At 63.8% G+C, this 10,658-nt stretch carries 11 protein-coding genes and 1 other RNA gene; 8 read left to right on the top strand and 4 right to left on the bottom strand.

Annotation, left to right across the window (positions count from 1 at the left end):
• On the top strand, positions 1–258 hold a 258-nt coding region (locus tag U0988_RS08465; RefSeq protein ID WP_322292185.1), incomplete at its 5' end, for a winged helix-turn-helix domain-containing protein.
• Positions 259–271: 13 nt separating this feature from the next.
• Positions 272–1,699 (top strand): HAMP domain-containing sensor histidine kinase, encoded by a 1,428-nt coding sequence (locus U0988_RS08460; RefSeq protein ID WP_322292184.1) that lies wholly within the window; start codon positions 272–274, stop codon positions 1,697–1,699.
• Between the two features lie 6 nt (positions 1,700–1,705).
• On the opposite strand, the gene U0988_RS13830 is transcribed toward U0988_RS08460, so the two are convergent.
• Positions 1,706–2,104, bottom strand: a complete 399-nt coding sequence (locus U0988_RS13830; RefSeq protein ID WP_416172381.1) for a PilZ domain-containing protein — start codon at positions 2,102–2,104, stop codon at positions 1,706–1,708.
• An 81-nt stretch (positions 2,105–2,185) separates the two neighbouring features.
• Entirely contained in the window at positions 2,186–2,512 is a 327-nt protein-coding gene (locus tag U0988_RS08450; RefSeq protein ID WP_322292182.1) for a chorismate mutase, read from the bottom strand.
• Positions 2,513–2,607: 95 nt separating this feature from the next.
• On the opposite strand from U0988_RS08450, the gene U0988_RS08445 reads away from it, so the two are divergent.
• The 4 genes from U0988_RS08445 to ffs all read left to right on the top strand — a co-directional run bounded on the left by U0988_RS08445 (position 2,608) and on the right by ffs (position 6,724).
• Positions 2,608–3,642 carry a polyprenyl synthetase family protein gene (locus U0988_RS08445; RefSeq protein WP_322292181.1) on the top strand — a complete coding sequence of 345 codons (1,035 nt, stop codon included), beginning with the start codon at positions 2,608–2,610 and terminating at the stop codon, positions 3,640–3,642.
• 37 nt (positions 3,643–3,679) lie between these two features.
• Positions 3,680–6,109 (top strand): ATP-dependent helicase HrpB, encoded by a 2,430-nt coding sequence (hrpB, locus tag U0988_RS08440; RefSeq protein ID WP_322292180.1) that lies wholly within the window; start codon positions 3,680–3,682, stop codon positions 6,107–6,109.
• Positions 6,110–6,223: 114 nt separating this feature from the next.
• Positions 6,224–6,502 carry an ETC complex I subunit gene (locus U0988_RS08435; protein WP_322292179.1) on the top strand — a complete coding sequence of 93 codons (279 nt, stop codon included), beginning with the start codon at positions 6,224–6,226 and terminating at the stop codon, positions 6,500–6,502.
• Between the two features lie 127 nt (positions 6,503–6,629).
• An RNA gene (gene ffs, locus U0988_RS08430) (signal recognition particle sRNA small type) lies at positions 6,630–6,724 on the top strand.
• 1 nt (position 6,725) lies between these two features.
• Here the strand turns inward: ffs and U0988_RS08425 are convergent.
• A complete protein-coding gene (locus U0988_RS08425) occupies positions 6,726–7,805 on the bottom strand; it encodes a hypothetical protein (protein ID WP_322292178.1) in 1,080 nt (359 codons plus the stop codon).
• Between the two features lie 93 nt (positions 7,806–7,898).
• Between U0988_RS08425 and U0988_RS08420 the strand changes: the two genes are divergently transcribed.
• Together U0988_RS08420 and U0988_RS08415 are read left to right on the top strand one after the other, a co-directional pair.
• Positions 7,899–9,692 (top strand): DNA polymerase III subunit gamma/tau, encoded by a 1,794-nt coding sequence (locus tag U0988_RS08420; protein WP_322292177.1) that lies wholly within the window; start codon positions 7,899–7,901, stop codon positions 9,690–9,692.
• Between the two features lie 11 nt (positions 9,693–9,703).
• Positions 9,704–10,042 carry a YbaB/EbfC family nucleoid-associated protein gene (locus tag U0988_RS08415; protein WP_322292176.1) on the top strand — a complete coding sequence of 113 codons (339 nt, stop codon included), beginning with the start codon at positions 9,704–9,706 and terminating at the stop codon, positions 10,040–10,042.
• 36 nt (positions 10,043–10,078) lie between these two features.
• On the opposite strand, the gene U0988_RS08410 is transcribed toward U0988_RS08415, so the two are convergent.
• The gene (locus tag U0988_RS08410) at positions 10,079–10,597 is read right to left on the bottom strand and encodes a hypothetical protein (RefSeq protein WP_322292175.1); all 519 of its coding nucleotides are present in this window, start codon (positions 10,595–10,597) and stop codon (positions 10,079–10,081) included.
• Positions 10,598–10,658 lie beyond the last annotated feature (61 nt).

Here is a 10,658-nt window from a genome sequence, read left to right as displayed (position 1 = left end):
ACGCTGGCCGGGGAGCCGGTCAAATTGACAGCGCAGGAATACAAGCTGCTCAGCTATCTGATGCATCACAAGGGCAAGGTCGTCAGCCGGACCGAGTTGATCGAGCATATATACGATCAGGATTTCGACCGCGATTCCAACACCATCGAAGTCTTCGTCACCCGTATCCGGAAAAAACTTGGGGCCGATGTGATCACCACCATCCGCGGCCTCGGCTACAGTCTCGACGACCCGGCCGACCAGCCGCGCGCGTCCTGAAACCGGTTTGCCGATGGGCGCAGACGGCAGCCAGCGTGATACGCCGCGGATCGATCAAAACGCCGCGATAGCCGCGCCGCACACCGGCAGCCTGTCGCGCCGGATGATGCTGATCGCGGCGGGCTGGATCAGCGTGCTGCTGCTTGGCGGGGGCTGGGCGCTCGACCGGACGCTGGCCAATCTGGTGGAGGACAATTTCGACGCGCAACTGGGCTATCTGCTCAACACCATGATCGTGGTGTCCGAAATTGGACCGGACGACGAAGTGTTCTTCAACCGGCCGATCGGCGAACCGCGCTTCCTGGAACCCGGCAGCGGGCTTTACTGGCAGATCAGCGCGGAAGGGCGCGAGGGGTTCGGGTCCTATTCCCTCGAAACCAAGCCCTCGCAATCGCTGTGGGACCGCACCCTCCAGCTCGGTCCGCCGCATAATGATGACGATCCGCATTTCTACGACAGTTTCCAATTCGCCGACGAGCCGATCCGGATCGTCGAGCGCACGGTTATCCTGCCGGATAGCGATACGAAGTGGACATTTGCGGTGGCGTCCGCCCGGGAGGAGCTGGATTTCCAGATCAGCCGGGTCCGGTCGATCCTGGTCTACAGCTTTGCCATTCTGGGCCTGGGCCTGTTCCTGATGGCGATGCTGCAGAGCTATTACGGCCTGCGGCCCCTGCGCCGGGTGAAGGAAGCGATCCAGACCATCCGCACCACCGGATCGAACCGGGTCACCGATCCGCTGCCGCTGGAAGTCCAGCCGCTGGTGGAAGAACTGAACGCGCTGCTGGCCCATTCGCAGAAACAGGCGGAGGAAGCGCGTACCCATGCCGGCAATCTGGCCCATGCGCTGAAAACGCCGCTGACGGTGATCAACAATGCCGCGACCGCCAAGGCCGCCGACCTGCCCGATACCGTCATCCGTGAAGCGACCACCATGCGCCGTCATGTGGATCACCATCTGGCGCGGGCTCGCGCGGTCGGGCGGCGCGCGGTCGGACACGCCCAGACGCAGGTGTGGGAAAGCGCCGAAGCCGTGCGCCGCGCGGTGGAGCGGCTCTATCCCGGCTGCCGCTTCGATCTCGACGGCAACCGGAGCGCGCGGGTGGCGATCGAACGGCAGGACCTTGACGAAATTCTTGGCAATCTGATCGAAAATGCCGCGAAATATGGCGGCGGCAGTGTGTTCGTGACCGTCGATGCAGAGCCGGAACGGGCGCAATGCGTCATCTGGGTGGAGGACGACGGGACAGGTATTCCGGAAGACAGCCGCGCCGAAATCTTCGACCGCGGTGCGCGGCTCGATACGGGTAAACCCGGCACCGGCCTCGGCCTGGCCATTGTACGCGACGTGGCGGAAATCTACGGGGGCGGGGTCGAACTTGACGAAAGCGAGGATCTCGGCGGCTTGCTGGTCAAGCTGATCCTGCCGCGCGCGGGGTAACGGCGACTAGCTATCGACGCCGGTGGCCCACCGCTTGGCATGAAGCCGATTGTTGCAAATGCGCGTATTGATCAGGATGTCATGCTGCTGGCGGATTTTTTGCAGCGCCTGCGCGTCGACGTCTTCATCGAATTGCAGGCCGATGTACCCGCCCTCGACGCGGACTACGCTGCACAAAATGTCCAACTCCATGCATTGGAGAACCCCTGTCGCGCCGATATCGACGGCCGTTTTGCACACCACCCGCGCACCGGTTTGCGAGATGCTTTCCAGCGCGCAGGCGCAGCTGCCGCCCCGCAGGATCAATCGTGCCGGAATTGATACCCGCAGCCGCGCAGTACCGCGGCGACCGGTCGGATTGCAGGCGGTGGCTGCTTTGACCCCTGGGGTGGCGTAAGAAAACATGGCGACACTATCGCCGACCTCGGTGAATTCTGGATGCTGCTCTGGCCAAGTATTAATACCTATGGCAGCCCGGCCGAATGCTCAGTCGCCGCGCGCCTGATGGTGGTGGCGGATCACCTCGTCGATAATGAAGCGGAGGAACTTCTCCGAAAATTCGGGATCGAGCTGTGCTTCTTCGGCCTTCATCCGCAGGCGAGCGATCTGCCGCTCTTCCCGCCCCGGGTCGGATGGGGGAAGATCGGCCTGCGCCTTGTACTCGCCCACTGCCTGAGTGATCCGGAAACGTTCGGCCAGCATATGGATCAGGGCGGCATCGATATTGTCGATGCTGCGCCGGAATGCGGCCAGCTGCGGGTCCGCGGCAATCGGGGCCGGATTCGCAGCGAGAGAAGGGGCGGTGTCGGTCATCACCACCCGCTTATCACGCTCACCGGAAGGAATCCAAGCTTGCCAAGCGAGTTTGCCGCCCCCATGTCGCACAGCATTATGATTGCACCACGATTATGACGGCAGAGATCGTGCCTCTCCCGCGGAAGCAGCCCGGCGAAATACCGTCCGACAGTCCCACGCTCGATCCGATGCTGGGCCTGACTGCATCGGGCATGAACGCGGTGAATGCCGTGATCCTGGACCGTATGCAGAGCGAAATTCCGCTCATTCCGGCACTGGCCGGACATCTGATTTCCGGCGGAGGCAAAAGGCTGCGCCCGATGCTGACGCTCGCCGGGGCGCATCTGGTCGGCTATCAGGGTGACCGGCATTACAAACTGGCCGCCTCGGTCGAATTCATCCACACTGCGACGCTGCTGCATGACGATGTGGTGGACGGGTCGGACCTGCGGCGCGGCAAGGCGGCGGCGAACATCATCTTCGGCAACCCGGCGACCGTGCTGGTCGGCGATTTCCTGTTCAGCCGCGCGTTCGAACTGATGGTCGAGGATGGCAGCCTGAAAGTCCTGAAAATCCTCAGCAGCGCCAGCGCGATCATTGCCGAGGGCGAGGTCGACCAGCTTACCGCCCAGCGCCAGATCGAAACCAGCGAAGAACGCTACCTCAAGATCATCGGCGCGAAGACCGCCGCGCTGTTCGCCGCCGCCAGCCGGATATCCGCGGTGGTGGCCGAATGCGACGAGCGGCAGGAACAGGCGCTCGACGATTACGGACGCAATCTGGGCGTCGCGTTCCAGCTGGTCGACGATGCGATTGATTACGATTCCGATGCCGCCGAAATGGGCAAGGACCGTGGTGACGATTTCCGCGAGGGCAAGATGACGCTGCCGGTGATCTTCGCCTATGCCCGCGGCACCGAAAGCGAGCGCAAGTTCTGGAAGGATGCCATATCCGGCCGCCGGACCGGCAAGGATGATCTCGCCGAGGCAGTCGAACTGATCGGCAAGTATGACGCGGTCGAGGCCACCCGCGACCGCGCTCGCCATTTCGCCAATCGCGCCATCGGGTCGCTGTCGATCTTCCCCGACGGCAAGGCCCGCGCCGCAATGGCGGAAGCGGCAGAATTCGCCGTCGCCCGGGGGTATTGAGCCCGCGATTTCGACGCCGGACGGGAAGTGTGGGATAATGGATTCGCTCCCGATTCACGCCGTTCTGCCCGATGTGCTGGACGCGCTTGCCGCACCCGGTGCCGCAGTGCTGGTCGCGCCGCCGGGTGCGGGCAAGACCACTGCGGTTGCCCCAGCATTACTGGATCAGGCCTGGTGTAGCGGCACGATAATCCTGCTCAGCCCGCGCCGGGTTGCGGCCCGTGCGGCGGCGGAGCGGATGGCGGAAGTGCTGGGCGAGAATCCGGGCGAGACCATTGGCTACCTCACCCGGCTCGACACGAAGCAATCCGCCAAAACCCGCGTGCTGGTGATGACCGAGGCGATTTTCGTGAACCGGATCGTCGATGATCCCGAGTTGGCGGGGGTCAGCGCGGTGTTGTTCGACGAAGCGCATGAGCGGCATCTCGACAGCGATCTCGGACTCGCGCTGGCGCTGGAAACGCGCAGCGTTCTGCGCGAGGATCTGCGCATCTGCGTCATGTCCGCGACCATCGACGGCGCGCGATTCGCGCGGCTGCTGGGCAATGATGCGCCGGTTATCGAAAGCGAGGGCAAGGCCTGGCCGCTGCGGATCGAATGGCCGGGCGCAAAACCCGATTTGCGGATCGAGGATGCGGTAGCAAGCGCGATCCTGACCGCATGGCGCAGCGAAACAGGTGATCTGCTCGCCTTTCTGCCCGGTGTCCGCGAAATCGAGCGGGTGCGCGAACGGATCGAACCCAAGCTGCCCGGTACGCCGATCCTGCCGCTGCACGGGCAGGTCGAACCAGCCGCCCAACGCAGCGCGATCCGCCGTGATCCCGAGGGCCGCCGCCGGATTGTGCTGGCGACCGCAATTGCCGAAACCTCCCTGACGCTCGACGGCGTGTCTGTGGTGGTCGACAGCGGGATCTCCCGCCGCGCCGAATTCGACAGGGCGGCGGGCACTACGCATCTGGTGACGCACCGGTCCAGCCAGGCGGCGGCGGCGCAGAGGGCAGGGCGCGCCGCGCGATTGGGGCCGGGCGTAGCCTACCGTCTGTGGGAAGAGGCCGCGCATCCGGGCCGCCCCGCTTTCGATCCGCCGGAAGTGGAAACTGCCGATCTGACTCCGCTGATGCTGTCGCTGGCGCGGTGGGGCACCGCCGACCCTGCCTCGCTGGCATGGCTTGATCCTCCCCCGGTTGCATCTGTCGCGGCGGCGCGGGACCGGCTGGCGAAGCTCGGTGCGCTCGACGGTGATGGGCGGATTACCGCATGGGGCAAGCAGGTCGCCGCGCTGCCGATGGACCCGGTCCACGGCGCTATGGTGCTGTTCGGGGCGAAGGCCGGGCAGGCGCGCGATGCCGCGCGGCTGGCGCTGCTGCTGCAGGAACGCGGGCTGGGCGGGCGCGGTGAGGATTTGCTCCACCGACTGGGCGGATGGGGCGCGGATCGCTCGCCCCGCGCGGCTGCTTCGGCCAAGCTGGCGGACCGCTGGGCGCAGAGCGCAAAGGAATTGGTCGGAGGCAAGGGTGGCGGCGACCTCAACCCCGGTCTGTTCCTTGCCCATTCCCTGCCGGACAATATCGCGCGGCGGCGCGATGCCGCGGGCGAAAGCTGGCTTTCCGCGGGTGGGCGCGGCTATTTCCTCGATCCGGCGTCCTCGTTGGCACGTGCCGAGTGGCTGGTCATCGGCGATGCGCAGGGGCAGGCGAAAGGCGCGCGGATCACCGCCGCTGCCGCGCTGACGGCGCAGGAAGTGGAGGAACACCTCGCCGAACTCATCGAGAAGCGCTCGGTCCTGAACTGGAATTCCGCCGAGCGCCGGGTGGAAGCGCGGTTGGAGCGGCGGCTGGGCGCAATCACGCTGGCGACTGGCCCCGATCCATCGCCCGACCGGGATGCGGTGGCCGAAATGCTGCTTGCCAAAGCGCTCGAGGATTTGCCCGCGCTGCTGCCCGCAAGCCTGATGGCGCGTGCGCGGCATACCGGATTAGCGGCGTTGTCGATCGAACAATTGAAGGACAGCGCCGATCAGTGGCTCGCCCCGCTACTGGCCGGTCGCCGTGATCTCGCGCTGGCACCCGGCAAAATTGCCGAGGCGCTGCTGAACCTGCTCGATTGGGATAGCCGCCAGAAGCTCGACCGCCTCGCCCCGCGCGAATTTGCCTCGCCAGCAGGCACGCATCATCCGATCGATTATGCCGGGGCCGACGCGCCTTCGGTGCAATTGCGGGTGCAGGCGCTGTTCGGGCTGGATATCCACCCGATGATAGGCCCTACGCCGCTGCTGATCAAGCTGACCAGCCCGGCGGGCCGTCCGATTCAGGCGACGCGGGACCTGCCGGGTTTCTGGCGCGGCAGCTGGCGCGACGTGGTGAAGGACATGAAGGGCCGCTATCCCCGCCACCGCTGGCCGGACGAGCCCTGGACCGAAAAGCCGAGCCTGAAGACCAGGAACGCCTTTTCAAGGGAACAAAGCTGACTTAAAGGCTCGGTCCGTAACATCGGACCGCAAGCGCGACTGCGCGCCGGCCGGTCAGGCCGAAGCCAAGCGAGCCGTATGGCGCGCGCCCGGCGTTTGAGGGACTAGGAGAAAATGGCAGCACGTATTTATCAGGTCCCGAAAAACGCGATGCAATCCGGCCGGGCGCAGACCGACAATTGGGTGCTCGAATTCGAGCAGTCGGAGGCGCGCTGGCCTGATCCGCTGATGGGGTGGACCGGCAGCTCCGACACCCAGTCGCAGGTGCGCCTCACCTTCCCGGACAAGGACGCGGCGAAGGCCTATGCCGAGAAATACGGCATTGCCGCGCGGGTGCATGCCACGCCGCCCAAGACCATGAAGATCCAGGCCTACGCCGACAATTTCCGCTAGGTTTCGATGTCTCTCACACCCTTCCCGCACCGGAGGGGCAGCGAAGCTTGGTGAACGAAGTGAGCCTAGCTGCAGCGGGGTGCGCTACCGCCCCTTGAAATCTCTCGGCAACCCCGCCATATGGCGCGCGGGAGTCGGGTGGACGTTTGCGTTCGCCAACCTGGTCAGGTCCGGAAGGAAGCAGCCACAACGATTTGCGGCGGGTCGCCCGGCTCCTTCTCCATCATTCCAGGGAAACGCCCAGCCGCGCGGCTTCGTGCGACAGCCTGCTCTGGAACGCCTCGGTCTGGTTGAAAGTAATCGTGTCGACCTGCGTGATCCATTCGTGGAAAGGCAGCAGGCTGAGACACACCGCCTGCGAATCGCGCGTCTCTTCCGCTGCGGCAACGCCCTCGAGGATCGGGAACATTTCCGATATCATTTCCAGAGCGGCCAGGGGGTTTCCACCGGGACTGCCTTCACTGGTTGAGGACCACATCATTTCGAGAAGGTCCTCCACCGAAATTTTTTCTGATTCTTCCAACTTCCACCACATCCATGTGGTCAAACGGTCACGATAGCTGCTGCGCGCGACCATGGTGGACAGAAATTCATCTCCGAATTCGCTGGTGGCAAGCATTTCCTCCATCTGGGCCAGCATGGCTGGGTCGCTGCAGCTTGCTGCGTCCTTGACTTGGGGCAACGCGATTTCAGGCACCATCGGCCGGGGGGTTCCGGGAGGAAGGTTGCCCATCGCTTCACTGAAATGGGTGCGCAGCAGATCGTCCCGCGCGCAGGTGAGAACCAGTTCACCCAATTGGTGATCCAAGCCGATCAGGATACGTGTCTGGTCGGTTTCGGCCTCAACCGGCCGTTCGAAGGTAGCATATCCTGAGATGGGGAGGAGATAGAGCGGGGCATCGTCTTGCGGAAAACTGACCTTTGTCCATCCCGCTTCTTCCAGAGCCGCGCCGATTGCGTCCATGATCGCCAGCGCTTCGTCCTTGTCGGTGATCGGCACGGAATAGGCCATTTCCATGAAGTGACCGGACCATTCAGTGGATCGCGGCTTCGCCCTCTGGAACGGTGCCATCGCCGGTGTTGCGGCAAATCCGCGGCCCAACATACCTTCCGCGTGGGTGCTGCCCGGCACGCCGGTCTGGCCGAAAGCGAACTGCATCGCCCCTTGCGGTTTGCACATAGCCGCCAGAACATTTGCAGGGGGGATGACCGGGCCGCCATCCTGGGCCGCAAGCGCCTGAGCAGGAAGGCAATGGGCCGCCAGCGCAAGCAGCGGCAAGGCGAATCGGGTAGTCAGGTGCATTGGGCCTCCACGGGCAGCTGAAATTCTCTGCATCCGCGCATAAGTTGCCGGGCAACCTTCGACAAGCAGGCCTGCAGCCATTAGACAGCTTGCATGAACGATTCTGGGGACATGTCAGGCGAACCCGCGCCCTCTGAACAGGGCGAAGATGCCGTATCCGCTGCAGAGCTCGAGGCGGCGGGGCAATCGGCGCTGTTCGGGGAAGCGCTCGAACCGGCGGCATCCCCCGCGCCTGCCCCGCCACCAAGCGATGCGCAGCCCTACCGCGTTCTCGCCCGCAAATACCGACCGCAGACCTTTTCGCAGCTGATCGGGCAGGAACCGATGGTCCGCACGCTGGCCAATGCGATTGCGCGGGACCGGCTGGCGCACGCCTTCCTGATGACTGGCGTTCGCGGGGTCGGTAAGACCTCCACCGCGCGGTTGATCGCCAAGGCATTGAACTGCATCGGGCCGGACGAGCAGGGCGGGCCGACCATCGATCCCTGCGGCAAATGCGAGCCCTGCGTGGCGATAGCCGAGGGCCGTCATATGGACGTGATCGAGATGGACGCGGCGAGCCATACCGGCGTGGACGACGTGCGCGAGATTATCGAGGCGGTGCGCTATTCCGCCGTGTCCGCACGCTACAAGATCTACATTATCGACGAAGTCCACATGCTGTCGCGCAACGCTTTCAATGCCTTGCTCAAGACACTTGAGGAACCGCCCGCGCATGTGAAGTTCCTGTTCGCGACCACCGAAGTCGAAAAATTGCCGGTCACCGTGCTCAGCCGGACCCAGCGGTTCGACCTGCGGCGCATCCATGCCGAGCAATTGGAAGCGCATTTCCGGTCGATCTGCGAGAAGGAAGGCGTCGAGGCGGAGGCTGAAGCGCTGCACATGATTGCCGCCGCCGCGGAAGGTTCGGTGCGCGACGGGCTGTCGATCCTCGACCAGGCGATTGCCCACGCCGATCTCGACAAGGCGCATGAGGACGGCGGAAAAGTAACCGCGGCACGTGTGCGCGATATGCTCGGCCTGGCGGACAAGACCGCACAGCGGCGGCTGCTCGGCGATATCCTCGGCGGCGATGCCAAGGCGCTGCTGGCGGGCATCGGCGATCAATATGCACTTGGGGTTGAACCGCTGGCGCTGATGCGCGGGCTGATGGATCTGGTCCACCGGATCACCGTGGCGCAGGTCAGCGGCGGCGAGCCTGCCGCGCCCAGCGCCGAGGAACGCGCCGCGCTGCAGGATTGGGCGGGCCGCCTGTCCGCCGGCCAGCTGCACCGGCTGTGGCAATTGCTGCTCAAAGGCTTTGACGAGGTCCGCGGCGCGCCCGATCCGCTGGTGTCCGCGCAAATGGCGCTGCTGCGCGTGCTCCACGCCGCCGATCTGCCCGATCCCGGCAAGCTGGCGAAGAAGCTGGAGCAGTTGGGGCAGGGCGGTATCTCGGGTCAGGCGGCAAGCACTGACGGCGCCTCCGACGCTCCCGCGGCAAAGCTCGATTGGGCGCAGCTGGTCGAGCAGGTTTCCCGATCGCGCGCCGCCGGGCACATGCTGCTGGCCAACCGGATGAAGATGCAGGTGCGGGTCGTCTCGCTCGAACCGGGGCGGCTGACGTTCCAGCGCGCGGAAGGTTTCTCCGACGATCTGCTGCCGGACATGCGCGCCGCGCTGTCCGCCCTCCACGGTGAACGGTGGGAGGTGGAACTTGCCGAGGGCGACGCAGCCCCCACATTGGTGGAACAGGCGGAAGCGGGCCGCGCGGCGGAGCGGCAGAAAGTGCTCGACGACCCCTTGGTCGCCGCGACATTATCCGCCTTTCCCGGCGCGGAGATCGTTTCCGACGAACCCGCGCCGAACGTCAATGAACAGGCCCCTCCGTGGAGCCGCAACGCATAAGGAATCCCCCCATGCAATCGATGGAAGAAATGATCCAGGCGGCGCAAAAGGCCGCCGAAACGATCCAGACGCAGATGAACGAAATGCAGGTCAAGCTCGACAATATCGAGGTTGAAGGCAGTTCGGGCGGCGGCGTGGTAAAGGTCCGCTGCACGGCCAAGGGCCGGATGCTCGGCGTCCAGATCGACGACAGCCTGATGGTCCCGACGGAAAAGCAGATGCTCGAAGACCTGATCACCGCCGCCTTCAACGACGCCCGCGACAAGGCGGACCGGGTATCGAACGAACAGATGAAGGAAATGCAGGGCGGCATGGGCCTGCCGCCGGGGTTCAAGCTGCCGGGGATGTGACTGGAGGTAGGGGGTGGGACAGCATTTGACGACGACTCACATCCCAAACATGGCAAGGATGCCAATGAACGCAACAACCCCCATGATCCACCAAACTGCAGAGTTGTTATTGTCCCGGAGTGGCTCTTCATTGATAGCCGAGTGGTCAGGTGAAATCTCGGCGCTGTTCAGATTTACCGAAGTACGCTCAGTCGGTGCATCAAGCTGCAACTGTTCCTGTGTGGCTCCGCAATAGCGGCACTTTTTAGCCGCGCGTCTTATAGTTTCAGCACATTCCAAGCAAACTTTTTCGTCTGCTTGCTTAATAACCGCAAGTCCCTTTGCTTTCAGGCTTTTCCAACTTGTTAGGCTGATTCCAGTGTCATATGTGGTTTCTATGACCGCGTTGCCGCCGAGTTTGGAGGCCAATGCGCGCAATCTGCCATTCGCCTCTTCGATTGTTGGTGCAGGCATAAATGCATGAGTTGCTTCACACTTTACTTCAATGCGACGCAACTCTTTGAAGGGAAAGTCAGGTCGCCCAGCATGTATCTCAATGCTCTCTATATTGCTCATTCAGTGATCCATTCCATCAACTTCCCACAAGCCCTTAATATCTACCTAAATCTTGTGGACG

The sequence above is a fragment of the Allopontixanthobacter sp. genome, assembly GCF_034376665.1.
Taxonomy (GTDB): domain Bacteria; phylum Pseudomonadota; class Alphaproteobacteria; order Sphingomonadales; family Sphingomonadaceae; genus Allopontixanthobacter.
The sequence above is the reverse complement of the archived record's forward strand: the minus strand, read 5'-3'. Positions and strand labels throughout refer to the sequence as shown.